The following is a 24,972-nucleotide window of genomic DNA, read 5'->3' on the forward strand; positions in this document are numbered from 1 at the left end:
CAGTTCAACAATGGGACAGGCGACGCTATCCCATTAACATCCACGTTGCCGGTACGGCAGCGACTAACAGCAAACCTATCAACGCCATTTCGCGGCGCTTAAGGGCATTATCAAGCTGATGCGTACGGCGAGCGTAGATAAACACCAGCAGGCCCGGTGCGTAGAGCACCACGGACAGCAGCAGATGCATCGGTCCGGAAGCATACAACAACCATAGACCGTAAATACAGGCGCCGACACCTACCGCATAGTGTGCCGGGCGGGTCGCAATTTTTAACAGATATGCGCCCACTAAGAAATAGGGTACCAGAATCATCTCGGAGGCGATGGTCAGCAGCGTGTTATAGTCCGATCCTGTGAGCCAGATCAGCACCAGACAGACCTGCACGCTGATGTTGGTGAGCCACAAAGAGGCCGATGGCGCACTGTTTTTGTTCTGACGGGCAAACAGGCGCGGGAACGCTTTATGCGTGGCGGCCAGGAACGGCACTTCCGCTGCCATAATGGTCCAGCTCAGATAGGCGCCGCAAACGGAGACAATCAGACCCGCCGCGATAATCACGTCTCCCCAGGGACCCAACATTTTCACCATCAGCCCGGCCATGGATGGGTTACGCATTTCCGCCAGTTCAGGGCGTGCCACCACGCCGAGCGACAACAGCGTCACCAGCAGATAAACGCCCAGCGCCGCCAGTACGGCCAGCAGCGTGGCGCGTCCCACATCGCGCTTGTTACGCGCGCGGGCAGAGACCACGACGGCACCTTCAACGCCGATGAACACCCACAGGGTGATCAGCATGGTATTTTTCACCTGTTCCCAGACGGGAACGCCCAGCGCAATGCCGCTGAAATCGAGCGTAAAGACATCGAGACGGAAGGCGAGGAAGGCCAGCACGACGAACAGGCCAAGCGGCACCAGCTTGGCCAGCGTTGCCACGAGGTTAATGCTGGCCGCGGTCTGGACGCCGCGCAAAATCAGCCAGTGAACAATCCACAGCAGTACCGAGGCGCCGACGATGGACTGCCAGGTATTACCGTCGCCAAACAGGCGCAGTTCGGGCGTATCGGTAAAGAAGCTGAGCGCTGAGAAGACGATAACCAGATAGGAGACGTTGGCGATCACCGCGCACAGCCAGTAACCCCAGGCGGAGCAGAAGCCGATCAGCTCGCCGAAACCTTCCCGGGCGTAAGTGAATATTCCGCCGTCCAGATCCGGTCGGATACGGGTCAGCAGCAGCATGGCGAATGCCAGCAGCAAAATCCCAACACCGGTAATGCCCCAGCCAATCAGTAATGCGGCCGGGCTGGCGACGGCCGCCATGTTCTGCGGCAAACTGAATACGCCCGCGCCCAGCATTGAGCTCAATACAAGTGCAGTTAACGCACTCAGGCCAAGTTTCTTTTCCATTGGCTTCCTGTTATGAAAAGTCCAAATCCAGAATAATTATTTCGCTAAGGCGCATAAAAATGGTGGATCACGCTAAGGCGCGGGATTTTACGGAGTGTGAAGGATGCATGCAATGACGTGTGGCAGAAATCAGAAAAAAAGTAACAAAAAAGGCGGCACTGCGCCGCCTTTATGAAACCGTTTTGTTACTTGTACAGATCGGCGCTGATGGTCAGGTTGTTACCACGTTCCTGCCACTGCCGGGTGATGTGGTAATACTTCGCGCCTTTCTTCGCAGCACGCTTCGCCACCTGATAGGAGATTTCCGTCATGTTGCCATAGTTGCCCGTAAACTTGATGCTGTCGAACGGCACCATCTGCGCGGCAGTGGCTTTGTTCAGCTCTTCAATTTTCGTGCCGTCTGGTAACGTAACGGTATAACGACCGCCTTTGGTGGATTGGGTTTCAAAGAAACGGCCCACTTCAGCGCTTGGTGCCGCAGACGTTGCTACGCCCGGAATTTCCACTTTCTTCGCTTCTTCACCGCCTTTCGCTAACGCGGCACGTCCCGCATCTGAATCCGCTGGAATGGCATCCGGGCTTTGCACTACGCGTTTTTTCGCATCTTGCTTATAGATGAAAGCGGTGATGCGCTGGTTTCCGCCCTGGTTGGCATCGACCTGACGCACGATATAGAACGCGTAAGCGCCTTTTTCTCTCGCGGCTTTGGTGATGGCATCGTTAACTTCAGGCTGGCTGCGGTAGAAGCCCTGAACGGTCACGGTGTCATACGGTTCCAGCTGAACAGCCTGATCTTTCGGCAGTTCAACAATGCCGTTAATCACGCGGTTTTTCTGTTCATCTGCTTTTGGGGCATTCTCTTTGTACAGCGCAATCGTCACGCGCTGGTTGCCGCTGTTGCCTTGATCGGACTGGTCAACAACGTAAAACGAGGCAGCGCCGTTTTTATCGGCGGCTTTTGATGCGGCGGCGACGGCATCGCCAATAGAGTTATAGCGACCCACAATGACCGTATGGTCAAAAGGTTTTAACGCTGCCGCTTGCTCCGGCGTCAACTCTGTCGCGGCATTCGCAGACAGGGCGGTCGCGGAAAGAAGTGCGGACGCCAGGAGTGTGTTCTTAAGCTTCATAAAAATAATCCTTCGCCTTGCGCAAACCATGTACTGGTGTTGTTGTTAATTTGAGACGGTCCCGATTATGGCATTTAACACCCATCGCTGTCTGCGGCATTTTTCACAGCCTGTGCTCACCAAAGGACCTGATTCGATAACATTTTGTGATATGTGGAAAAAACAGGCGTTTCACAAGAAAAACTGATTAAGCATATGACTTTTACAAGTTAATTTAATGTTAATGAGTTGTTCTATTATGGCGCTATATCATGTTTTTACCGCTTCGCTTGCGCGATTTATCGGTCCTGAAGGCGAATTTAAGGTAAATATCTCTGTCAGTAACCCCGATCGCTTATTTTTCACAGATAAAGTAAGAAATAGTGTTTTCTGGCGGTAGATCACGGGCGCTATTTTCAGTAGGTTATAGAAAGTTTGTTACTGTTTTATTTTCCGGGGTTAATCATTCTCCGTCGTTATCGCGATGGTGAAAATTGATACAAACCGCGGGCAATTATCGACAAACCATCATCAAAAACCGATGGAAGGGAAAACTATGCGTATTGGGGTACCAAAAGAACGGTTAGCCAATGAAACCCGCGTAGCGGCAACACCAAAAACGGTGGAGCAACTGCTTAAACTGGGTTTTACCGTCGCGATTGAAAGCGGCGCGGGCACACTGGCGAGTTTCGATGACGAGGCCTTTACTCAGGCTGGCGCGGACGTCGTGGACGGTGCTGAGGTCTGGCAATCACCCATCATTCTGAAGGTAAACGCACCGGAAGAGAGTGAAATTGAACTGCTGAACGCGGGCACTACGCTGGTGAGCTTTGTCTGGCCAGCCCAAAACCCGGAGTTGATGGAGAAGCTGGCGGCACGCGGTGTCACCGTGATGGCGATGGACTCCGTGCCGCGTATTTCGCGCGCGCAGTCTCTGGATGCGCTGAGCTCCATGGCGAACATTGCCGGCTATCGCGCCATTGTCGAAGCTGCGCATGAGTTTGGTCGCTTCTTTACCGGTCAGATTACGGCGGCAGGTAAAGTTCCACCCGCGAAGGTGATGGTGATTGGTGCCGGTGTGGCAGGTCTTGCCGCTATCGGGGCCGCAAACAGCCTGGGCGCTATTGTTCGCGCGTTTGATACCCGGCCGGAAGTGAAGGAGCAGGTGCAGAGTATGGGCGCCGAATTCCTTGAGCTGGACTTCAAGGAAGAAGCGGGCAGCGGTGATGGTTACGCGAAGGTCATGTCTGAAGCCTTTATCAAGGCGGAAATGGCGCTCTTTGCGGCGCAGGCAAAAGAGGTAGACATCATTGTCACCACCGCGCTTATTCCGGGTAAACCGGCGCCGAAGCTGATCACCCGTGAGATGGTGGATTCCATGCAGCCGGGCAGCGTTATAGTCGATCTGGCGGCGCAAAACGGCGGTAACTGTGAGTATACCGTGCCAAATCAGGTCACGACGACCGCGAACGGCGTGAAGGTGATCGGTTATACCGACCTGCCAGGGCGTCTGCCAACCCAGTCCTCTCAGCTGTACGGTACGAACCTCGTTAACCTGCTGAAGCTGCTCTGCAAAGAGAAAGACGGCAACATTACCGTTGATTTTGATGATGTGGTGGTGCGTGGCGTTACCGTGGTGCGTGAAGGGGAAATCACCTGGCCTGCACCGCCGATTCAGGTTTCCGCTCAACCTCAGGCTGCGCCGAAAGCGGCACCAGAGCCCGCGGAGCCAGCAAAACCTGCGTCGCCGTGGCGCAAATACGCCATCATGGCGCTGGTCATAATCCTGTTTGGCTGGCTGGCGGACGTCGCGCCAAAAGAGTTCCTTGGCCACTTCACCGTCTTCGCGCTCTCCTGCGTGGTGGGTTACTACGTCGTGTGGAACGTTTCCCATGCGCTGCATACCCCGCTGATGTCGGTCACCAATGCCATCTCCGGGATTATCGTGGTCGGGGCATTGCTGCAAATTGGTCATGGCGGCTGGATCAGCTTCCTGAGCTTCATTGCGGTGCTGATCGCCAGTATCAATATTTTCGGTGGTTTCACCGTGACTCAGCGCATGCTGAAAATGTTTCGTAAAGGCTAAGGGGTAGCATATGTCTGGAGGATTAGTTACAGCCGCATACATTGTTGCTGCAATCCTGTTTATTTTCAGTCTGGCGGGGCTTTCCAAACACGAAACGTCTCAGCAGGGAAATAACTTTGGTATCGCCGGTATGGCGATTGCGCTGATTGCCACCATCTTTGGGCCGGACACCGGCAACGTGGCGTGGATCCTGGTGGCGATGATCATCGGCGGCGCGATTGGTATTCGTCTGGCGAAACGCGTTGAAATGACCGAGATGCCGGAGCTGGTTGCTATTCTGCACAGCTTCGTGGGTCTGGCGGCGGTGCTGGTGGGCTTCAACAGCTACCTGTACCACGAACCGGGCCTGGAGCCGATTCTGGTGAACATCCATCTGACCGAAGTGTTCCTCGGCATCTTCATCGGTGCGGTGACCTTCACCGGGTCGATTGTGGCGTTCGGCAAGCTGCGCGGGAAGATCTCTTCCAAACCGCTGATGCTGCCTAACCGCCACAAGCTGAATCTGGCGGCGCTGGTCGTTTCCTTTGTGCTGCTGGTGGTCTTCGTGCGTACCGAAAGCGTAGGCTTGCAGGTGCTGGCGTTACTGGTGATGACTATCATCGCGCTGGCGTTCGGCTGGCATCTGGTGGCGTCTATCGGCGGAGCAGATATGCCGGTAGTCGTTTCCATGCTGAACTCCTACTCCGGTTGGGCGGCGGCGGCGGCAGGCTTTATGCTGAGTAACGACCTGCTGATTGTCACCGGTGCGCTGGTCGGTTCTTCCGGTGCGATCCTGTCTTACATCATGTGTAAGGCGATGAACCGTTCGTTTATCAGCGTCATCGCGGGTGGCTTCGGTTCTGACGGTTCATCAACCGGTTCTGATGAGGAAGTGGGTGAACACCGTGAAATCAGCGCGGAAGACACCGCAGAGATGCTGAAAAACTCGCATTCCGTCATCATCACCCCAGGCTATGGCATGGCGGTGGCGCAGGCGCAGTATCCGGTGGCGGAAATCACCGAGAAACTCCGCGCGCGCGGTATCAAGGTTCGCTTTGGTATTCACCCGGTGGCGGGGCGTCTGCCAGGCCACATGAACGTGCTGCTGGCGGAAGCGAAGGTGCCTTACGACATCGTGCTGGAAATGGACGAGATCAACGATGATTTCGCCGACACCGACACCGTGCTGGTGATTGGCGCCAACGACACCGTTAACCCGGCGGCGCAGGACGATCCGCGTAGTCCGATTGCGGGTATGCCTGTTCTCGAAGTGTGGAAGGCGCAGAACGTTATTGTCTTCAAACGCTCTATGAACACCGGCTATGCTGGCGTGCAGAACCCGCTGTTCTTTAAAGATAACACCCACATGCTGTTTGGCGACGCCAAGGCCAGCGTGGATGCGATCCTGAAAGCGCTGTAATTTCGCTTCATCCTGACAAACCGCCCCCTGGGGCGGTTTTCTTATTTCTGCGGCCAGCTTTTCTCCTCTGTCTATACTTTACCCTTTGTGTAATACGAGGAGGTGTAATGCGATTTTTGTCCCGCTTCGACATCATCGAGCTGATGATGACGCCGTCTTTCTGGATCGGCGTCGCCACGGTGGTCTTTGTGACTCTGCTGGTGTACTGGCTGCTGACGCGCCTGATCGCCTTCGTTAAGAAAGGGATCACCACCTGGGGCGACAAGCACCCCAGCACCAACCGGATGCGCTTTATCCTGACGGATATGCTTAACCGCACCAGCCGCGTCCTGCTTTTTGTCGTGGCGCTGTTGTTCAGCCTGCGTTTCGTCGACTTACCGGATCATCTCTTTGGTACCGTGAGCCACGCCTGGTTCCTGGTCTTCGCTATCCAGGTGGCGCTGTGGATGGATCAGGGGGTGGTGTCGTGGCTTCGTCACGTCATGCTGGCGCCGGGAAGCCATAAAAACCCGGTGACGCTGGTGATCACGGGGCTTATCCTCCGTGCCATTGTCTGGTCAGTGATGCTGCTGTCTATTCTTGCTAACGCGGGCGTCAACATCACTGCTCTGGTTGCCAGCCTTGGGGTAGGGGGTATTGCTATCGCCCTCGCGGTGCAAACGATCCTGAGCGACGTGTTTGCATCGCTCTCCATCGGTTTTGATAAGCCGTTCGAAATCGGCGATTTTGTGGTGTTTAACGATGTCGCCGGGACGGTAGAGCACATTGGTCTGAAAACCACCCGTATCCGCAGCCTGAGCGGGGAGCAGATTGTCTGCGGGAACGCCATCCTGCTGCAACAGACGCTGCATAACTACAAGCGGATGCAAACGCGGCGGATTGTTTTTACCTTCGGGGTCGCCAGCGACACGGCGCCGGAAAAACTGCGTTCAGTGGGTGAGATGGTCAAACAGATCATTACCGACGTCGGGGAAACGAAGTTTGACCGCGCCCATTTCCTGGGCTTCGATCGCGATCGCCTGACCTTCGAGGTGGTTCATATTGTTAATACGGCGGATTACAACAAGTACATGGATATTCAGCAGGAGATCAATATTCGTATCCTGGAGGGGCTGAACCAGCAGGAGATCAAGCTGGCGCTACCGAGCATGGTTCTGCACGCGCCCTGGATGAATGCCGGCGACGAGGCATCTGCGCAACGGTTGAGCGAAGCGCAATAAAAAAAGCCCGCCGTTACCGGCGGGCTTTCATTTTGGGGTCAATCGTCTTCCTCATCGTCCAGCTCAACCGGCGTCTGATATTGATCCGGTTTGATGACCAGAAGGTCGCAGCGCAGATGGTCGATCACCTGCTCGGCGGTATTTCCCAGGAACGCGGCAGAAATACCGGTCCGGCCGATGGTGCCCAGCACCACAATCCCGGCCTGCAAATGCTCCGCCAGATCCGGAATAACCTCTTCCGGTAACCCTTTTTCTACGTGGGTCATGTTCTCATCGATACTGAATTTCTGGCGCAGCGCTTTCATGGCCAGCAGATGCTGACCGCGAATCGCGTCGTTATACACGCTCGGGTCAAATTCAGGCAGCTCGATGGCGATATTGATTGGCGTAACCGGATAGGCGCCCACCAGATGGACTTCAGTATGGTTAACCTGGTCGGCAAGCTGAAGCGTCTCCTTCACCAGTTTCTCGTTCAGCGAATTGTGATAATCCTCTTCGCTGGCCAGATTGACCGCCACGACGGCTTTCCCGCCCTCAGGCCACGGCTGATCTTTCACCATCCATACCGGACAAGGGCATTTGCGCAGCAGGTGCCAGTCTGTTGGAGTGAAAATCACGGATTCCAGTTTGTCATGCTGGTGCGCCATTTTCAGCAGCAGGTCATGCCCACCGGCCACCACTTCCTGAATAATGGCTTCGAAGGGGCGGTTGTGCCAGACTACTTTAATATCAATCGGTACGCCCGCTTCCAGGTAATACTTCGCCTGCTCGCGGATCCACGCGGTACGCTGGCTGATCACTCCCTGACGCATAGCGGTGCGCTCGTCAGGCGACAGAAGGGTGGTCATCTCGTATGAGAAGTCATAAATCGGCAAAAAGGCTTTAATTTTGCCACCAATCCGTTGATGTAAATACACAGCACGTCGTAATGCCGGCTGATCGTCCTGATTAGGATCGATAGCCACCAGCATGTTTTGATACTTTGCCATACAGGTCTCCTTACTACTGTCACCACAGTCTGTAAGTAAAAGAGTAACCTATATATCTTGAATGAAACAGGGGGGAAGTTTTTGCCAGATCAATAATCATGAAAATTTATCGACCTGGCATAAGATATCCGGGAGAGTTATGCCACGTTACGTGAGTGACCCGCCAGAATGGCCAGAGCTTCACCGTTTTCGATGGTGATATACTTACCTTTAACCGCCAGCATTCCGCTCTTCTGGAAGCGACCCAGCAGACGGCTGATGGTTTCCACGGTCAGGCCCAGATAGTTACCAATATCACCGCGCGTCATGGTCAGACGGAATTCACGCGGGGAGAAGCCACGTTCCGCGAAACGGCGGGAGAGGTTATAGATAAAGGCGGCCAGACGCTCTTCGGCATTCTTCTTAGAAAGCAGCAGGATCATATCCTGATCGCCTTTGATCTCACCGCTCATCAGACGCATCATCTGCTGACGCAGGTTCGGCATCTTACCGGACAGATCGTCCAGCGTCTCAAACGGAATTTCGCAGACCATAGAGGTTTCCAGCGCCTGAGCAAAGCTCGGGTGATGGCCACTGCCGATGGCGTCAAAGCCGACTAAATCGCCTGCCAGATGGAAGCCGGTGATCTGCTCGTCGCCCTGTTCGGTAATGGTGTAGCTTTTGATGGTGCCAGAACGGATAGCATAGAGCGATTTCAGTTCGTCTCCCGCCTTAAACAGCGTCTGCCCTTTCTGAATAGGCTTTTTGCGCTCGATGATATTGTCAAGCTGATCGAGTTCGTGCTCATTCAGAGTAAACGGGATACAGAGCTGGCTGATGCTGCAATCCTGGCAATGGATAGCACAACCGCCAGACTGAATGCGTCGTATAATTCGCTTTTCCGGGATCATAGGTTTGCTCAAGCCTTAATTGATATTGGTCAATTTTAACATCTTTTTGGTAAGGACGTAAGTCTGGCAAACCCCCAATAAAGACAAGAGACGGCAGCGTGTTGCCATATCCTTGAAATTCCACAGAATGATTAAGGATTATGAACCTAACAGGAAGAAAATTAAGCACAAAAAGCCTGGGAATTACAGCAGAAAATACCCTTCGTGACGCAGCAGCCACTCTTTGCGCTGTACGCCCCCGGCATAGCCGGTGAGGGTGCCGTTGCGCCCAATCACGCGATGGCAAGGCACCACAATGCTGACGGGGTTAGAGCCATTTGCCGCACCGACCGCGCGCGCCGCGCCGGCACGACCAAGCTGTTCTGCCAGCTGACCGTAGTGCATCACCTGCCCGCAGGGAATATTACGCAGCGCCTGCCACACCTCGCGCTGGAAAGGGGTGCCCGCCGTGGCGGTTGGCAGGGTATTAATAATGCTGAGATCGCCCTCGAAGTAGGCCGTCAGTTTATCGCTCAGCCCGCCAGGATTACGGGCAGTAACACGCTCGTATCCCTCGGCGCGATAATGGATGTTGAGCAGCTCAACCATCCGGTCGCTGTGCTCTTCCCATTCAACCGCGCGCAGATTGAACGCTTCATCCGCGATAACCCACAGCGGCCCCAGCGGCGTCGCAATCTTATCTTCGAGTAATCTCAGCATCAGTACTCCTTAGTTCAGCCTCGGGTAAACACCCGGTCCAATCGGCAGGCCGACAAGATACCACGCCACCAGCATCACCAGCCATACCCCTAAGAAGATAAGCGGATAGGGCAGAACCAGCGAATAGTAGGTACCCAGCTTAGCCTCCGGTCTGTAGCGTTGCAGGAAGCCTAAAAACAGCGGAACGAAGGGTGACACGGGCGCCAGCGGGATCACCGAGGAATCGGCGACACGGAACAGGATCTGGGCGAACGCCGGATGGAAGCCGAGCATCATAAACATGGGGACAAAGATGGGCGCCAGAATCGACCAGATGGCCGACCCGCTGGCAATAAACATGCACAGCAGGGACGACAGCAGCGCCAGGCCGACAAACGCCGGAACACCGCTCAACCCCGCCGCCTCCAGCGCGTCCGTCAGGCTCACGGCCATAAACTTGCCCATGTTGCTCCAGTTAAACATGGCGACAAACTGCGCCAGCGGGAACACCATCACGATAAAACCCGCCATCTCCTTCATCGGCTCGATCATCAGGTGCGGCAGATCTCCCTGACGGCGGATTTTGCCGGTGGCGATGCCGTACGCGAGCGAAACGACGAAGAAGAAGAGAATTATCAGCGGCACAATGCCCTGAATAAACGGCGAGGGCAGTACGGTGTGTTTGATCGGATCGCGCAGCACTCCATTTTCCGGTACCACCATCAGCGCCACCACCGCAATGAACGCCAGCGAGACGATCCCGGCTACGCGCAGGCCGAACTGCTGCTCTTTGCTCAGCGTCTCCAGCTTTTCATCGCTCCGGCCTTCCCATTTACCCAGGCGCGGCTCAATGATTTTATCGGTAATCAGACCCCCGACAATCGTCAGGACAATCACTGAACTGGCCATAAAGTACCAGTTGTCGATCACGCTGACGTGCATGGTCGCATCGATGGTGCTGGCTGCCTCTGTGCTGATGCCGGAGAGCAGCACATCGGTGGTCACGATAAGCAGGTTAGCGGTAAACCCACAGCCGACGCCCGCAATCGCCGACAGCAGGCCCGCAACAGGATGACGACCAACGGCGAGGAAAATCAGCGCCCCCATCGGCGGCATGATCACCAGTGCCGCGTCGGACGAGATATGGCTGAAGAAGGCAATAAACAGCACCATATAGCTGGCATAACGCGCGCTGACGTGCGAGGCCATTTTGACCATCAGCGCGGGCAGGAGACCCACGCGCTCGGCCAGTCCCGCGCCTAACACCAGCGCCAGGATGGCGCCCAGCGGCGCAAAACCGCTGAAGTTTTTAATCACGTTCGGCAAAAACCAGTGCAACCCTTCAACGCTGAGCAGGTTTTTCACTGCCACCATGCTGCCGTCGGCCGGGCTGCGCACGCTCACCTCAAAGGCGGACAGCACGGCCGTCGCGACCATCAGGATGACAATTAAATAGATAAAAAGCAGGAAAGGGTGCGGCACTTTATTGCCGATCCTTTCAACCCAGCCATAGAGCTTACCGGATGGGGAATGCGAAGGTATGGAAGACATACTCATGGGCGTTCCTCGGGACTGTTGTTGTGTTGTTGTGTTGTGTTTTTTTATTTTAAAGGTGACGGTGTCACGCCCTGCGGGATCGGACACTCGTACGGTTTTTCTGTTATGTGTTGTTCGAACTCTTCCCGGCATTTTCGCAACAGGTCGGCATCCTGAAGCAGATGCAGCGCGGTCGCGCCCATCACTTTTCCGGCCAGCAACATGCCTTTATGGGCAATAGAGGTACGCCCCTGCGCCACTAATTGCCAGGTATGCAGCGGGGTGCCCACGGTAAAACAGGGACTAAAGCACTGTGCGACAGGCATCTTCCAGCTGACATCTCCCACATCGGTGGAGCCTGCCAGTACGTTATCGGTGATGGCGTAAGGGGCAGCTTCATCCACCAGCAGCGTCTCCTGATGGCGTCGGGCAAACGCTTTTCCTTCTTCGGCCCCCGTTGCGGCAATGTTTTTCAGGCTGTTTTGCAGGTCGTTTGCCGTGAGCGTAGCGCGGATTTTACGGGCAAATTCGCGTTCCTCTTCCGTCCAGGCCGGCGTGCCGTAATGCTGCAATGCGCGGTACATCGCCGCTTCGAGCGTTCGGTTCGGCAGATAGCTGGAGCAGGCTTTATCAAAGCGGCACTCGACGGTGGTTTCGGTCATCATCGCCGCGCCCTGGGCGATTTTCTCGATGCGCGCGTAGATCTGCTGCGCATCGGCCATCTCCGGGGCGCGGATCAGGTACAGCACCTCGGCCTGGGCCTGCACCACGTTAGGCGAAATTCCGCCGGTATCGGTGATGGCGTAATGAACGCGCGCTTTTTCAATGATGTGTTCGTTGAGGAAGTTTGTGCCGGTGGTCATCAACGTCACGGCATCCAGCGCGCTGCGTCCCAGATGTGGGGAGTTAGCGGCATGGGCGGCGATCCCCTTAAACCGCCAGGCGGCCTGAATATTGGCCAGCGTGCTGACGTTAAACATCCCGGCAAAGGCTTCCGGGTGCCATGTCACGGCAGCGTCCACGTCGTCAAATAATCCTTCACGCACCATAAAGGTTTTACCGGAGCCGCCTTCCTCGCCGGGACAGCCGTAAAAACGCACCGTTCCGCTGCCGCCGTGCTGTTCCAGCCAGCTTTTCACCGCCACCGCCCCGGCAAAGGCAGCCGTGCCTAAGAGGTTATGCCCGCAGCCGTGGCCGTTCGCCCCCGGGGTGGCGGATTGCGCCGTCGCGCAGTGTGCCTGCTGGCTTAGCCCGGCCAGGGCATCGTATTCGCCCAGAAGGGCGATAACGGGCTTGCCGCTGCCGTAGCTGGCAATAAAGGCGTTGGGAATGCCTCCGGCTTCCCGCGTCAGGGTAAAGCCCTCGGCTTCCAGCGCGCTGGCGAGGCGTTCGGCGGACCAGAACTCTTCAAAGCGCGTTTCGGGATGATCCCAGATGTCGTCGGCAATATCGGTAAACGTCTGACATCGCGTGTCGATGGCATCAGCGATAAAAGCGTAGTTCTCCTGCATTACACACCTCGCGTCCACGGGAAATTAAGCGCAGTTCGCGCCAGCGTTTCGATGGCAACGTTCATCACCTGCTCATCAAAATCGAATTTTTCGTTGTGATGTCCGGCGCTCAGCTGGGTGCCGAAAACCATATACGAGGCCATGCCGCCGTTCTGCTGCACGCGGGCCATCATTAGCGTGGCGTCTTCGGAGCCCGCAGGCGCTTTGACCTTATTAATGGCATGAGTCACACCGGGCACCTGGCTTGCCTGCTCGCGCAGATAATCGACCCAGGCCGGGGAAGGGACGCTGGAGGTCGCCGCCCCCATCAGGTTTATCCCGGCTGTTACGCCATAGAGCGCCGCCGCGCCGGTAATTACCGCCTGCGCGCGCTCAAAGACATACTGATTAATGGCCTCGCTTTCGCCGCGGGTTTCAACCTTAAGTAACGCATCAGCCGGAACCACGTTGCGTCCGCTGCCCGCCTGCATGACCCCGACGTTAACCCGGGACGCGCCTTCGCTGTGTGGCGCGATGCCATGCAGCGCGATAGCGGCCTGGGCAGCAGCAAGCAGGGCGTTACGGCCCTCTTCCGGTTTACCGCCAGCGTGTGCGGCGACTCCGGTAAAGCGCACGTCAAATTTGGTGGTCGCCATGAAGTTATCGCTGCCGCAGATCACTGTCCCTTCCGGAACGCCGGTTCCGATATGAATGGCGGTAAAGTAGTCTACGCCGTCCAGCGCGCCTGCGGCGACCATAGCGCGCGCGCCGCGCGTACCCTCTTCGGCAGGCTGGAAGATCAGTTTGATGGTGCCGTTGAGCTGCGCTTCATACTGCTTAAGCACCTGCGCGAGCCCCAGACCAATGGTGGTATGCCCGTCGTGGCCACAGGCGTGCATCATTCCCGGATTGCAGGAGGCAAACCCGTCGCGGAACGGGCGATGGCTGTCGTCGAGCGCTTCGCTTAAATCAAGGGCGTCCATGTCCACGCGAAACGCAAGGGTTGGGCCCGGGCGGCCGGTATTCAGGGTCGCGACAATGCCGGTGAACCCGCCCTCAAACGGCGCCAGCCATTTCTCCGGCGCGCCCTGCGCCCGGGCGCGGGCAAACTCTCGCGAAAGGGTGGCGTCATCGGGCAGTCCCATACGGCTTTCAGCGTCGACCACGTCGCGACCCATCGCCAGCTCGTAACCCAGTGAGGCGAGGATCTCCGCCACTTTTGCCGCAGTGCGAAACTCCACCCAACCGGATTCCGCGAAATGGTGGAAATCGCGACGCCATGCGCTCATTTGTGGGGCTAATGTCTGGATGTACTGCGCCAGTGCGTTCATATCTTTTCCTGTCATCATTAAAATATGTGAACTGCTTCACGCTGTGATAGTTTTTACTTATCACTAATCGTTTTTTCACAGTTTTAACCGTTCAGGAATTACCCTCGCACATCCGTTTCCATTAAAGTAGATGACAGTTTCTTTACTCTGATAAACAACGGTTATCGGTCTCGTTATGTCATTTCAGATTAAATTTCATCAAATCAGGGCGTTTGTCGAGGTGGCGCGTCAGGGCAGCATTCGCGGCGCCAGCCGGACGCTTAATCTTTCGCAGCCCGCGCTGACCAAATCCATTAAAGAGCTGGAGGAGGGTATGGCGGCCCAGCTGTTTGTGCGCCGGAGTAAAGGCGTCGCGCTGACCGAGTGCGGGGAAGGGTTTTATCACCGCGCTAATTTGATTCTGGAAGAGCTGCGTGCAGCGCAGGATGACATCCGCCAGCGGCAGGGCGAACTCGCCGGGCAGATCAATATTGGGATGGGAGCCAGCATTTCACGCAGCCTGATGCCAGCCGTCATTACGCGTTTTCATGCGCAGCATCCTCAGGTCAACGTTCGGATTATGGAAGGCCAGCTGGTGTCGATGATAAATGAATTACGTCAGGGTGAGCTGGACTTTACCATCAATACCTATTATCAGGGGCCGTACGATCACGAATTTACGTTTGAAAAGCTGTTCGAAAAGCCTTTTGCCGTATTTTGTCGGGCAGGACATCCGGCGACAGGGGCGACCTCAATTAATGAGCTTCTGCAATATAACTGGACGATGCCTACGCCCCGGGGAAGTTATTATAAGCAGTTGCAGGATACTTTTAATCACCGCTCTCAAATACCGCGAATTGGCGTTGTCTGTGAGACCTTTTCCTCCTGTATTAGCCTCGTCGCACAAAGCGATTTCATCAGCATTTTACCGCAGGAGTTGGGCTGCGATCCGCTTCTGGCGCACCGTCTGATAATGCTGCCGGTTGTCGAAACCCTGCCTAAAGCGGCATATTATTTAATTCAGCGTCGTGATTCTCGCCAGACACCGCTTGCCGAATCATTAATCACGCAGTTTCGAAGAGAGGCCAGGAAATTAATTTAATAAAAATAACAACAATAAAAAATAGAGTCTGCCCGACATCAGACAGACTCCACAGAACACACAGTCGTGCATCCTTTCGCGGATCCTACATGCATTATCCATTGGGCAGGTTTATTAAGTTATAACAGCTTTTTCTTAAAAGAGAAGGACGTTGAGTGATTGATTTCACGATTTTTTAACGTATTTATTTAATTAATTACGGCTGAAATTTAAGTTAAGGTTAGATTAAATTTATTGCGTCTGCGATTATCTGTTCCTTAAGCCATTATTTGTACCCGTGCCCGGGTGATTGAGACCCGCAACGGGCGCAGGTATAGTACATCACTCAGATGTAGCCGGAGGATTTCCATGAACCCTGACGACAAATCACTTTTTCTTGACGCCATGGAGGATGTCCAGCCGCTCAAACGCTGCGCGGATATTCACTGGCAGCAGAGCCGCAACACGCGGGCGCGTCAGGAAATAGATACTGAGCAGCTCGATAACTTTCTGACGCTGGGGTTTCTGGAACTGTTGCCCCTTGACGAGCCGCTGATGTTCCAGCGCGAAGGGGTACAGCAGGGGGTATTTGATAAGCTGCGTTCCGGCAAATATTCCCGTCAGGCCAGCTTAACGCTGTTACGCCAGCCTGCGGAGCAATGCCGCCAGCTGGTCTATTCCTTTATTCGCCAGGCCGGACGTGACGGGCTACGCAACCTGATCATCGTGCATGGTAAAGGGCGTGAACAGCAGTCGCACCCTAACGTAGTGCGCAGCTATCTTGCGCGCTGGTTGACCGAGTTCGACGAAGTACAGGCCTTTTGCGAAGCGCAGCCGCATCACGGCGGCAGCGGAGCATGCTATGTCTCGTTGCGTAAATCAGAGGATGCGAAGCGAGATAACTGGGAACGCCACGCCAAGCGCAGCCGCTAATCAGGCAGGCGGGCGATATGCCCGCCTGTCACTCAGAAGGTTTCCCAGTTCGCGTCAGCTGTATTCGCGCCTGCCGCTGACGGGCGCAGCAGTACGGGCGTTTTCACGTTTTTAGGGCGAGCCGCCGGCGATGCCTGAGCGTTCAGCCGGAATGCCGCCACGGCCTGACGCAGCTGTTCAGACTGATCTTCCAGCGCCGCCGCCGCCGTTGCCGACTCCTGTACCAGCGCGGCGTTTTGCTGCGTGACGCTGTCCATCTGCGAGACTGCCAGGCTGACCTGCTCTATACCGCGGCTCTGCTCGTCAGACGCCGAGGAAATCTCAGCCATAATATCGGTTACGCGCGTCACGGCCGCGACGATCTCTTTCATGGTCGCACCCGCCTCGCTCACCTGTTCCGAGCCGGTATTCACCCGGCTGACAGAGTTCTCGATAAGCCCTTTGATCTCTTTTGCCGCCTGCGCGCTGCGGCTGGCCAGCGTCCGTACTTCACCTGCCACGACCGCAAAGCCGCGACCTTGTTCCCCGGCACGGGCGGCTTCAACCGCCGCGTTGAGCGCGAGAATATTGGTCTGGAAGGCAATGCTATCGATAACGCCGGTGATATGCGCAATTTGCTGAGAACTGTCGGCAATGTCATTCATGGTACGCACCACGTTATCCACCACCTGACCGCCGCGTGCGGCGGTTTCAGACGCATTCTTCGCCAGCAGCGTCGCCTGGCGGGCGTTATCCGAGTTCTGTTTCACCGTGGCAGTCAGCTCTTCCATGCTGGCGGCGGTCTCTTCCAGCGAGGCTGCCTGCTGCTCGGTTCGGGCGGAAAGGTCGTTACTTCCGGCGGCAATTTCTCCTGCGCCCGTGTAGATAGAATCTGTGCTGCCGCGCACGGCGCTGACGGTGCTCACCAGCGACTGCTGCATCTCGTGCAGACCAGCAGCCAGCTGGCCCATCTCGTTGCGCCCGGTAATCGCGACATTTTGCGTCAGATCGCCGCTCGCGATGGTGCGAATATGGTTCATGATGGCGTTGAGCGGTTTCAGGAGCAGGTGCTGTAAACCCTGCCAGATCACCACCAGCACGGCGATCACGGTCAGGAAGATCGCCGCCAGCGTCCACTGCATCTGGGTAAAGCTGCTCTGGTTCTCTTCGGCGGCGGCTTTCAGCAGAACGTTGTTTTCAGCGCGCCAGCGGGTATAGACCGCCTCCATCTCATCCTGCGCCTGCTGGGCGTCCAGGTCGCCATAGGCCTGATAGTTATCTGCGCGCAGATACTCAATGGACAAGCGCATCACCTCGTGCATTTGCTTCCAGGCTTTCTGCATCTCTTCGGTGAGCGCGGCATTCTGGCCCTTCACCTGCGGAATAACCAGCCAGATTTTGTAATAGTCTTCGGCTTTGGCCAGCGAACCGTTGGCGGTGCCCAGCAGCGTGTTGATCGCCGCGAGAGAGGCCGGATCGCGCTGGTTTTTCAGGTAGCGGATCGCCACGCGGGTAACGGTAACGCGCGTTTTCACCAGCGTGTTAACGCTGTCGCTCAGGCTTTCCTGTTGGGCATTGAGTAACCCGGAGTTCTGAAAGTTGTGACGATCGTTGTTAACGGCAGAGTAGAACAACCCTCCCGTGACAACTTGCAGCAGACAGAATATGGTGAGGGCAAAGATAATACCGGTAATCACGTGCAGATTTTTCAGCATGGCGGTCATCCGTAAGAGAAGAGGCAGGGTTACATCAATACTATCGTCGTAGCGAATTTAAACTTTAATTTTACTATTGCTTAACTAATGGTTTCGTTGCGGAACCTGTTGTAAATCCGGATCATTTTTTATGAGGAAGGTCAGCATGAGCAGCATAGATAAAAGCGGAACGTTCACGCTCGGAACGCGTACGGTTAAACGATTTGGCTATGGCGCGATGCAGCTTGCCGGGCCTGGCGTTTTTGGTCCGCCAAAAGATAAAAATGCGGCGCTGGCAGTGCTGCGTGAAGCGGTGGCGTTGGGTGTGAATCACATTGATACCAGCGATTTTTACGGACCTCATGTGACCAACCAGCTTATCTGCGAGGCGCTTCATCCGTACCGGGACGACCTTACGATTGTGACCAAGATCGGAGCCCGACGCGGCGAGGATGCCTCCTGGCTGCCGGCGTTTTCCGCGCAGGAGCTGACGCAGGCGGTGCATGATAACCTGCGTAACCTGAAGCGGGATGTGCTGGACGTGGTTAACCTGCGGATCATGTTTAGCGCCCACGGACCGGCGGAAGGCTCGATTGCCGCGCCGCTGAGCACCCTTGCGGAGCTGCAACAGCAGGGGCTGGTTCGTCATATTGGGCTGAGCAACGTCACCGCTTCGCAGGTTGCTGAAGCGCAGAAGATGGTTTCCGTGGTGTGCGTACAGAACATGTACAACGTTGTGAATCGCGGTGACGATGCGCTGGTTGATTCGCTGGCGCAGCAGGGGATTGCCTGGGTGCCGTTCTTCCCGCTGGGTGGTTTCACGCCACTGCAATCTTCCGGACTACAGGCGGTGGCGGATTCACTGGGCGCGACGCCGATGCAGGTGGCGCTGGCATGGCTGCTGCAACGCTCGCCAAATATCCTCTTGATCCCGGGAACCTCATCGGTGGCGCATCTGCGTGAAAACCTGGCGGCAGTCGATCTGGTATTGCCGCCTGAGGCGCTGGAGACGTTAAATTCTCTGGTGGGGTAATCCCGATACCAGCAAAAGCCCGGAGGATTTTTCGGGCTTTTGCTGTTTATGATCCAATCTGACTTCTTTGGCGGTGAAGCGCTAACGCTTCTGCCACGATTTCCTGCTTACTTTTCCGTGTTTCATACGCAGTAATGCGGATGTACTCCATCAGCGCAGGATCGATGCGCGCACTTAACATCCTGAGTTCGGCCTCCTTTGCGACACCGCGAGCAACACGCTTATCGGGATAATCACGGGCGGGCATAGAAAACGTCCTCCAAAAATTGTCTTGTTAATTTGTGCTGTAAAATATGCGCTAGTCTAAATATAAAGTCAACGTATAGTGTATGTGGAGTGATTTGTGGTTACTTTGTTTTGTTTTTATAGTCATGTGAAAGTCATTGCGTAGTGAAGTTTTATGACGCGTTACGCTTGTCTGTGCGTAAAAATTTACAAAACAAATAATCTTCATTGCTATAGGGGGTTATAAGCGAAGCGGTTAAGGCGTAGCCAGCCGCTTACGCTGACATGGCTTGATCGATACCTCAGTTAAAACTACTGTATATAAAAACAGTATGGAGGTGTTTATCATGATCTTTTTCAGACCCGCAGAGTTGCGTGAAATCGTTGCTATTCCACTTTTCAGCGACTTAGTACAGTGCGGCTTCCCCAGCCCGGCAGCGGATTATGTAGAGCGGCGTATCGATTTAAACGAGTTATTAGTCGCCCATCCCAGCTCCACTTACTTTGTCAAAGCCGCCGGTGACTCGATGATAGAAGGGGGGATCAATAACGGTGATTTGCTGGTGGTGGACAGTTCCCGCAAGCCTGAGCATGGCGATATCGTGATTGCGGCGGTAGAGGGCGAATTTACCGTGAAGCGCCTCCAGCTGCGTCCCAATATTCAACTCAACCCCATGAACAGCGCCTATTCACCGATTATTGTCGGCAGCGACGATACGCTCGATATCTTTGGTGTAGTGACGTATATCGTGAAATCCGCGAGCTGATCGTGTTTGTGAAGCTTAATTAATAGGCAATAAGTTAATTCTCATCATGCAAAAATCTTACGGCACCTGGGCTGTCTTGTCGGCAAACCTGATATTCATCGCATAAGCCGGAACTTACTGGTCAAATATTCTGGTATTGGCGAATTACAGAGTGATATCCCATTTTTTTTATTTTGTTATGTTCCTGCACTTTAGTGAGTTTTCTTTTCTTCCGACAGAATACATTTTGTCTACATTATAATTTTAATTTATGATTCGCACACGAACAATTGATGTTACGCAGGGTTTTAGCATCGTGGCAGTCAATAAAACCCTGCTGTTATAAAGTAATCAGGAGATTCATTTTTATGTCAGACAATAATCCCCGCTCATCCGGCTGGTTAGGCCCGTGGTGCCTGCTGGTGGGTGTGATACTTCTTGTAACGGGGCTCTTTTTTGCTATCGGCGGTTTTAAACTGGTTTCCCTGGGGGGGAGTTGGTATTTTCTCATCGCCGGGGTTATCACTCTGCTCTCTGCGATTCAGTTCTTCCGCCGCAAGTCCTCTGCCGTGGGGCTGTTTGCCCTGGTGTTTCTTGGCACCCTGATTTGGGCATTTTTCGATGCCGGGCTCGACTTCTGGCCGCTGGTTTCCCGTTTAATGGTACCCGCCGGGCTGATGGTGCTGGCAGCTGCCACCTGGCCTGCATTGCGTAAACGTGAAGGAAAACCGTCCTGCGCAAAAGGGGCCCTGGGGGTCTGCGCGGTCCTTATTATCGCCATGGGCGTCACCTTTGTTCAGATGTTTCAACCCCATCCGACCGTGCCGTTTAGCGGTGAAAAACGTCCGCTGGTACCGGTAAAAGATGATGCGAAACAGCAGAACTGGGATCACTACGGTAATACGGCCGGCGGTAGTCGCTTTGTGGCGCTGGACCAGATAACCCGTGACAACGTGAAAAACCTGAAACCGGTCTGGACCTACCATACCGGTGACGTACCGGAAAGTCCGGACGGCAATGGCGCAGAAGATCAGCAAACGCCGCTACAGGTTGGCGATCGTGTCTTCCTCTGTACGCCGCATAACAACGTGATCGCCGTGGATGCCGATAGTGGGAAAGAGATCTGGAAAGCGGAAATCAACGCCAAATCTGCAATCTGGATGCGCTGCCGTGGCCTGGCATACTTTGATGCCACCAAACCGCTGGCACAGCCAACGGTAGCGGGCTCCACGCCGGTTCTGCCAGCGCAGGTCGCACCGGGCGCTGCATGCCAGCGCCGTATCCTGATGAATACCATTGACGGTAAGCTGATCGCGTTAGACGCCGATAACGGCAAATTCTGCCCGGACTTCGGTACTAACGGCAGCGTTAACCTGCATGAAGGGATGGGCGACGCGTCAGATCCCACCTACGTGCTGACGTCGGCCCCGACGCTGGCGGGTACGACGGTTGTCGTTGGTGGCCGCGTTGCGGATAACGTCAGCACCGATATGCCGGGAGGTGTTATACGTGGTTATGACGTGATCACCGGCCAGCTGCGCTGGGCGTTCGACCCGCGTAATCCGGATCCGAACTATGTTCTGAAGCCGGGCGAACACTACAAACGTAGCTCTGCAAACTCCTGGGCCCCTATGTCCTGGGATGCGTCGATGAATACCGTGTTTATCCCGATGGGGAGTTCCTCCGTCGACCTGTGGGGCGCTGACCGTATTCCGGAAGATCATAAATACGCCACCTCAATCCTCGCGCTGGATGCGACTACCGGGAAAGAGAAGTGGGTATACCAGACCGTGCATAACGACCTCTGGGATTTCGATATCCCGATGCAGCCGAGCCTGGTTGATTTCCCGACAAAAGAGGGCAACAAGCCCGCGGTGGTGGTGGGCACCAAAGCGGGGCAAATTTATGTTCTTGATCGCCTGACGGGTAAACCGCTCACTGAAGTGAAAGAGGTTCCGGTAAAACCAGCGGATATTCCACGTGAACAGTACCCGGCAACGCAGCCGCGCTCTGTGGGGATGCCGCAGATTGGCGCGGAAACCCTGAAAGAATCGGATATGTGGGGGGCGACGCCGTTTGACCAGCTGGCCTGTCGTATCAGCTTCAAATCAATGCGTTATGACGGTCTGTACACGATGCCGGGGACCGATATTTCCCTGAGCTTCCCGGGCTCGCTGGGGGGAATGAACTGGGGTAGTCTGTCCACGGATCCGAACAACCAGTACATCTTCGTCAACGACATGCGTCTGGGTCTGTGGGTCCAGCTGATTAAACAAGATCCGCAAAGCGCAGTGGCAAACACGGGCGGTGAAGCCGTGAACGCCGGTATGGGCGCTGTTCCGATGAAAGGAACGCCGTATTCGGTCAACAAAAACCGTTTCATGTCACCGCTGGGTATTCCGTGCCAGAAACCACCGTTTGGCTCTCTCTCTGCGATTGACCTGAAAACACAGAAAATCGTCTGGCAGGTGCCGGTCGGTACCGTTCAGGATACCGGTCCGTTTGGGGTAAAAATGCGTATGCAGATGCCTGTCGGTATGCCGACGCTGGGCGGTACGCTGGCCACGCAGGGCGGTCTGGTCTTCATTGCGGGAACCCAGGATTACTACCTGCGCGCCTTTGATTCCTCTACGGGGGAAGAAGTGTGGAAAGCGCGTCTCCCGGTGGGTAGCCAGGGCGGACCTATCAGCTATGTATCACCGAAAACCGGCAAACAGTACATTCTGATCTCTGCTGGCGGTGCACGCCAGTCGCCGGATCGTGGTGACTACGTGATTGCCTACGCGCTGGATAAATAACAGCGAAATAAACAGCCTGGCCCCGTCGTAGTACGGGGCTTTTTTTTGACTGAAAACCACGCACAGGAAGAAAGCTGCGGTTCCGGTCAGCCTGTGAAAAGCACCCGCCAGCGTCGGCGACGGCGAGTCATCTCGCGCCATAGCGCGACTATCTCGTCAGGTTGCAGGGCATCAATAGCCTGCGGCGTTAACACCGGCAAACCATAGCGCTGGCGCAGGGCGGCCACTGCCGTGGCGCTGGCATCCATCGGTGAGCGGATCTGCGTCGCCAGCTGCTGTCGCAATAGGCTGAACTCGGATTCATCGCACAGCGTCAGCTCTCGCAAAAATCGTTTGCAGCAACCCAACAGGTTCACGGGAGAACGATCAGGCGACTGTAACGCCAGCAGCAGGCCATCGCGATCGGCAATACGCTGATAACGACAGCTGACCACGTAGCCAATCTGCTGTTCCACGCGCAGGCGCTGGAAAAATCGCGGTTCGCAGCATAACGCCAGCAGCCGCAGCGCGGCGAGCGACGCACCCGGCGGCAGGGGAATAAACACCAGCAGCGCCGAATCCTCGCTGGCGTGCGGAATGTGTTCGACCCCGCCGGGACAATCGCTTAACGGCAACGGCTTAGCGTTAACCGGCGCCCGGAGCAGGCCAAGCTGCCGGGCTAACCCGTGCGCGTGTCCGGCGCTGCCGCCAGCTAACGCCGCCAGCCAGCCATTCCGTGACGGTTCCGATGCCAGTCGTTCAGGCAATTGCTTAAGCAACTGACGGATCGCAATGCCATCTGGCGCAGGCGTAATAGCCGGTGTGGGGCGGGAGAGGCGATCGATTATCGCCCCGATGATGGGTTCCGCCATCACCACGGCGTCAGGAAGCCGCAGGGTTAGCTGCCAGCTACCGTCAACCGTTTGCCACTCGCCGCTGCCGCCGATATGGCGCATTTCAGCCAGAAGAGGGCGTAATTGTTTGCCGATCGCCACCCCCTGTGACTCGCTTACGCGCGAATAAAAAGGCTTGCGGAGGATCAACGTCGGCGGTTGTGCCTGCGCCGGTAAATGCAGCAGCGGAACGGCTTCTGGCGTCAGGGCTGGGGCAGAATATTGGGCAGCCTGCGGGTAGAAGGAAAACGCGATGGGGCTCTCATCCGCAACCGGCTGGCGACGCCAGTGGCTAAGCGGCAGGGCAAATCCCTGGCTGGAAATTGTCCCGGCGGCTTCCATTTTTTTGCAGGCCAGATATGAGGTGGGCGCCGCCAGTAAGTCGGCACAGAAGGCGGAAAAATCAACCGGCGCCGCGCCGGGCGCAAAACCAAACGCCCGCTGGCGAAGCTGGTCAAGGGCCGACAGGGCGCTAAAGCGCTGCTGTGCCAGCCGATAATAATGCCGCTGTTGCTCTTGCGTCGTTTGCTGTAGGGCCCGCAGCCAGCGCGTGATTTGCGCGTCTATGGCCTCGGGCCGTTCGCCGTCAAGCGTTAGCGCCAGCCAGCCGTAATCGTCATCCTGATAAAGCCAGTCCAGTGATACCTCTTCTGCCAGCCCGCGCGCCCGCAGCCCGTCAATCAGGCTTCCGGGGGCCTCATCCAGCAAAAATTCCCGAAGCAAGGTGACGTTGTCACTTTTTCGGATCAACGGACAGCGCCACAGCGCGGGTCGCTCCGTCACTGCCAGCTGATAATATGCTTCAGCGCTAAGGCGTAACGGGGGGGCGGCTTCAGGCACGCCACCTGAAGCAAAACCTGTCGAAAACGTATGGGCAAGCTCGGCTAACGCATCCAGCGTTTGCGGTCCCTGTAGCCACAATTGCAGGTGTCCGGCCACATAATAGCGGCGATGAAAGTCGCGCAACGCGGCGTGCAGCGATCCCGTGTCTTGCCCCAGAGAATCATGGCTACCCACCTGAAAACGGCGAAAAACCTCCGGTTGTTCCATCGCGTGGCGCGCCGCGGCTTCGCGCCGGGCGGCATCATGCTGCTGGATAAGCCGGTTTTCCGCATCAATGACCGCCACTTCGCGCTGGATGTCCTGCCGGGAAAGCAGCGGCGCCTGCAACATATCCCGCAGTCGCGCGACGCCGTCGGACAGGTTATCGGCGGCAACGTCGAAGAAAAAAGCGCTGTGGCGAGCCAGCGTGGTGGCATTGACGTTGCCGCCCTGGCGCTGGACCCAGGCCATGAGTCGATCATCGCCCTGATAGCGCTGGCTACCGCGGAACAGCAGGTGCTCAAGCAAATGCGCAAGACCGGCGAATCGCGGTGGCTCGTGATGGCTTCCGGCACTCACGCGCGCCAGCGCCGCCGCGCGTGTCGCCTGCGGCTGATGCACCAGCGTTGCGCGTAAATCGCCTGCCAGTTCCACGATGCGGATGGTCATTATCG

At 55.9% G+C, this 24,972-nt stretch carries 19 protein-coding genes; 8 read left to right on the plus strand and 11 right to left on the minus strand.

What is annotated here, in order from left to right:
- Nucleotides 1–25: 25 nt before the first annotated feature.
- Both ACOTZD_RS19945 and ydgH read right to left on the minus strand, forming a co-directional pair.
- Nucleotides 26–1,408 (minus strand): amino acid permease, encoded by a 1,383-nt coding sequence (locus ACOTZD_RS19945; RefSeq protein WP_003857548.1) that lies wholly within the window; start codon nt 1,406–1,408, stop codon nt 26–28.
- Between the two features lie 185 nt (nt 1,409–1,593).
- A complete protein-coding gene (gene ydgH, locus ACOTZD_RS19950) occupies nt 1,594–2,538 on the minus strand; it encodes a DUF1471 family protein YdgH (protein ID WP_000769339.1) in 945 nt (314 codons plus the stop codon).
- A 535-nt stretch (nt 2,539–3,073) separates the two neighbouring features.
- Here ydgH and pntA point away from each other — a divergent pair.
- From pntA to ACOTZD_RS19965, 3 genes are all read left to right on the plus strand, one after another.
- Nucleotides 3,074–4,603, plus strand: a complete 1,530-nt coding sequence (gene pntA, locus ACOTZD_RS19955) for a Re/Si-specific NAD(P)(+) transhydrogenase subunit alpha (RefSeq protein ID WP_003857543.1) — start codon at nt 3,074–3,076, stop codon at nt 4,601–4,603.
- 10 nt (nt 4,604–4,613) lie between these two features.
- Nucleotides 4,614–6,002: a Re/Si-specific NAD(P)(+) transhydrogenase subunit beta gene (pntB, locus tag ACOTZD_RS19960; RefSeq protein ID WP_003857541.1), complete on the plus strand. Its 1,389-nt coding sequence runs from the start codon at nt 4,614–4,616 to the stop codon at nt 6,000–6,002.
- A gap of 107 nt (nt 6,003–6,109) precedes the next feature.
- Nucleotides 6,110–7,222 carry a mechanosensitive ion channel family protein gene (locus tag ACOTZD_RS19965; protein WP_003857538.1) on the plus strand — a complete coding sequence of 371 codons (1,113 nt, stop codon included), beginning with the start codon at nt 6,110–6,112 and terminating at the stop codon, nt 7,220–7,222.
- Between the two features lie 38 nt (nt 7,223–7,260).
- Here the strand turns inward: ACOTZD_RS19965 and uspE are convergent, their stop codons facing one another.
- The 6 genes from uspE to ACOTZD_RS19995 form a co-directional block, all read right to left on the minus strand.
- Complete coding sequence (gene uspE / locus ACOTZD_RS19970; RefSeq protein WP_003857535.1) at nt 7,261–8,211, minus strand: universal stress protein UspE; 951 nt, start codon at nt 8,209–8,211, stop codon at nt 7,261–7,263.
- A gap of 137 nt (nt 8,212–8,348) precedes the next feature.
- Nucleotides 8,349–9,101, minus strand: coding sequence for a fumarate/nitrate reduction transcriptional regulator Fnr (gene fnr, locus ACOTZD_RS19975; protein ID WP_000611906.1), 753 nt, complete (start codon nt 9,099–9,101; stop codon nt 8,349–8,351).
- A gap of 183 nt (nt 9,102–9,284) precedes the next feature.
- A complete protein-coding gene (gene ogt, locus ACOTZD_RS19980) occupies nt 9,285–9,800 on the minus strand; it encodes a methylated-DNA--[protein]-cysteine S-methyltransferase (RefSeq protein WP_003857532.1) in 516 nt (171 codons plus the stop codon).
- A 9-nt stretch (nt 9,801–9,809) separates the two neighbouring features.
- Nucleotides 9,810–11,336 carry a p-aminobenzoyl-glutamate transporter gene (gene abgT, locus ACOTZD_RS19985; protein ID WP_022651040.1) on the minus strand — a complete coding sequence of 509 codons (1,527 nt, stop codon included), beginning with the start codon at nt 11,334–11,336 and terminating at the stop codon, nt 9,810–9,812.
- 44 nt (nt 11,337–11,380) lie between these two features.
- Complete coding sequence (locus ACOTZD_RS19990; RefSeq protein WP_174402256.1) at nt 11,381–12,826, minus strand: M20 family metallopeptidase; 1,446 nt, start codon at nt 12,824–12,826, stop codon at nt 11,381–11,383.
- On the minus strand, nt 12,826–14,136 hold the full coding sequence (locus tag ACOTZD_RS19995; protein WP_063401213.1) for a M20 family metallo-hydrolase: 1,311 nt from the start codon (nt 14,134–14,136) through the stop codon (nt 12,826–12,828). The genes ACOTZD_RS19990 and ACOTZD_RS19995 overlap by 1 nt, the downstream gene beginning before the upstream one ends.
- A gap of 175 nt (nt 14,137–14,311) precedes the next feature.
- On the opposite strand from ACOTZD_RS19995, the gene ACOTZD_RS20000 reads away from it, so the two are divergent.
- Together ACOTZD_RS20000 and smrA are read left to right on the plus strand one after the other, a co-directional pair.
- Entirely contained in the window at nt 14,312–15,217 is a 906-nt protein-coding gene (locus ACOTZD_RS20000; RefSeq protein WP_003857524.1) for a LysR family transcriptional regulator, read from the plus strand.
- 348 nt (nt 15,218–15,565) lie between these two features.
- On the plus strand, nt 15,566–16,129 hold the full coding sequence (gene smrA, locus ACOTZD_RS20005; RefSeq protein ID WP_003857522.1) for a DNA endonuclease SmrA: 564 nt from the start codon (nt 15,566–15,568) through the stop codon (nt 16,127–16,129).
- A gap of 32 nt (nt 16,130–16,161) precedes the next feature.
- On the opposite strand, the gene tcp is transcribed toward smrA, so the two are convergent.
- Nucleotides 16,162–17,823, minus strand: coding sequence for a methyl-accepting chemotaxis citrate transducer (gene tcp, locus ACOTZD_RS20010; RefSeq protein ID WP_174402257.1), 1,662 nt, complete (start codon nt 17,821–17,823; stop codon nt 16,162–16,164).
- A gap of 145 nt (nt 17,824–17,968) precedes the next feature.
- Here tcp and ACOTZD_RS20015 point away from each other — a divergent pair, with 145 nt between their 5' ends.
- Nucleotides 17,969–18,835 carry an aldo/keto reductase family oxidoreductase gene (locus ACOTZD_RS20015; protein ID WP_022651043.1) on the plus strand — a complete coding sequence of 289 codons (867 nt, stop codon included), beginning with the start codon at nt 17,969–17,971 and terminating at the stop codon, nt 18,833–18,835.
- Between the two features lie 46 nt (nt 18,836–18,881).
- Here the strand turns inward: ACOTZD_RS20015 and ACOTZD_RS20020 are convergent, their stop codons facing one another.
- Nucleotides 18,882–19,082, minus strand: coding sequence for a hypothetical protein (locus tag ACOTZD_RS20020; RefSeq protein ID WP_003857516.1), 201 nt, complete (start codon nt 19,080–19,082; stop codon nt 18,882–18,884).
- Between the two features lie 325 nt (nt 19,083–19,407).
- On the opposite strand from ACOTZD_RS20020, the gene ACOTZD_RS20025 reads away from it, so the two are divergent.
- Nucleotides 19,408–19,827 (plus strand): translesion error-prone DNA polymerase V autoproteolytic subunit, encoded by a 420-nt coding sequence (locus ACOTZD_RS20025; protein WP_003857514.1) that lies wholly within the window; start codon nt 19,408–19,410, stop codon nt 19,825–19,827.
- 347 nt (nt 19,828–20,174) lie between these two features.
- The gene (locus tag ACOTZD_RS20030; protein WP_003857512.1) at nt 20,175–22,604 is read left to right on the plus strand and encodes a glucose/quinate/shikimate family membrane-bound PQQ-dependent dehydrogenase; all 2,430 of its coding nucleotides are present in this window, start codon (nt 20,175–20,177) and stop codon (nt 22,602–22,604) included.
- Between the two features lie 86 nt (nt 22,605–22,690).
- Here ACOTZD_RS20030 and pqqF read toward each other — a convergent pair whose 3' ends face one another.
- The gene (gene pqqF, locus ACOTZD_RS20035) at nt 22,691–24,967 is read right to left on the minus strand and encodes a pyrroloquinoline quinone biosynthesis protein PqqF (protein WP_174402259.1); all 2,277 of its coding nucleotides are present in this window, start codon (nt 24,965–24,967) and stop codon (nt 22,691–22,693) included.
- Nucleotides 24,968–24,972: the final 5 nt, after the last annotated feature.

It is taken from the genome of Enterobacter cloacae complex sp. SHL022 (genome assembly GCF_049237785.1).
GTDB lineage: Bacteria > Pseudomonadota > Gammaproteobacteria > Enterobacterales > Enterobacteriaceae > Enterobacter > Enterobacter hormaechei_C.

Bases quoted from the DNA above. Each gene is read 5' to 3' on its own strand.
- ydgH (WP_000769339.1), bottom strand. From the start codon at position 2,538: ATGAAGCTTAAGAACACACTCCTGGCGTCCGCACTTCTTTCCGCGACC.
- ACOTZD_RS20015 (WP_022651043.1), top strand. From the start codon at position 17,969: ATGAGCAGCATAGATAAAAGCGGAACGTTCACGCTCGGAACGCGTACG.
- pntB (WP_003857541.1), top strand. From the start codon at position 4,614: ATGTCTGGAGGATTAGTTACAGCCGCATACATTGTTGCTGCAATCCTG.
- ACOTZD_RS20020 (WP_003857516.1), bottom strand. From the start codon at position 19,082: ATGCCCGCCCGTGATTATCCCGATAAGCGTGTTGCTCGCGGTGTCGCA.
- ogt (WP_003857532.1), bottom strand. From the start codon at position 9,800: ATGCTGAGATTACTCGAAGATAAGATTGCGACGCCGCTGGGGCCGCTG.
- fnr (WP_000611906.1), bottom strand. From the start codon at position 9,101: ATGATCCCGGAAAAGCGAATTATACGACGCATTCAGTCTGGCGGTTGT.
- ACOTZD_RS19990 (WP_174402256.1), bottom strand. From the start codon at position 12,826: ATGCAGGAGAACTACGCTTTTATCGCTGATGCCATCGACACGCGATGT.
- ACOTZD_RS20025 (WP_003857514.1), top strand. From the start codon at position 19,408: ATGATCTTTTTCAGACCCGCAGAGTTGCGTGAAATCGTTGCTATTCCA.
- tcp (WP_174402257.1), bottom strand. From the start codon at position 17,823: ATGCTGAAAAATCTGCACGTGATTACCGGTATTATCTTTGCCCTCACC.
- ACOTZD_RS20030 (WP_003857512.1), top strand. From the start codon at position 20,175: ATGTCAGACAATAATCCCCGCTCATCCGGCTGGTTAGGCCCGTGGTGC.
- ACOTZD_RS20000 (WP_003857524.1), top strand. From the start codon at position 14,312: ATGTCATTTCAGATTAAATTTCATCAAATCAGGGCGTTTGTCGAGGTG.
- ACOTZD_RS19965 (WP_003857538.1), top strand. From the start codon at position 6,110: ATGCGATTTTTGTCCCGCTTCGACATCATCGAGCTGATGATGACGCCG.
- ACOTZD_RS19995 (WP_063401213.1), bottom strand. From the start codon at position 14,136: ATGAACGCACTGGCGCAGTACATCCAGACATTAGCCCCACAAATGAGC.
- pqqF (WP_174402259.1), bottom strand. From the start codon at position 24,967: ATGACCATCCGCATCGTGGAACTGGCAGGCGATTTACGCGCAACGCTG.
- abgT (WP_022651040.1), bottom strand. From the start codon at position 11,336: ATGAGTATGTCTTCCATACCTTCGCATTCCCCATCCGGTAAGCTCTAT.
- smrA (WP_003857522.1), top strand. From the start codon at position 15,566: ATGAACCCTGACGACAAATCACTTTTTCTTGACGCCATGGAGGATGTC.
- uspE (WP_003857535.1), bottom strand. From the start codon at position 8,211: ATGGCAAAGTATCAAAACATGCTGGTGGCTATCGATCCTAATCAGGAC.
- ACOTZD_RS19945 (WP_003857548.1), bottom strand. From the start codon at position 1,408: ATGGAAAAGAAACTTGGCCTGAGTGCGTTAACTGCACTTGTATTGAGC.
- pntA (WP_003857543.1), top strand. From the start codon at position 3,074: ATGCGTATTGGGGTACCAAAAGAACGGTTAGCCAATGAAACCCGCGTA.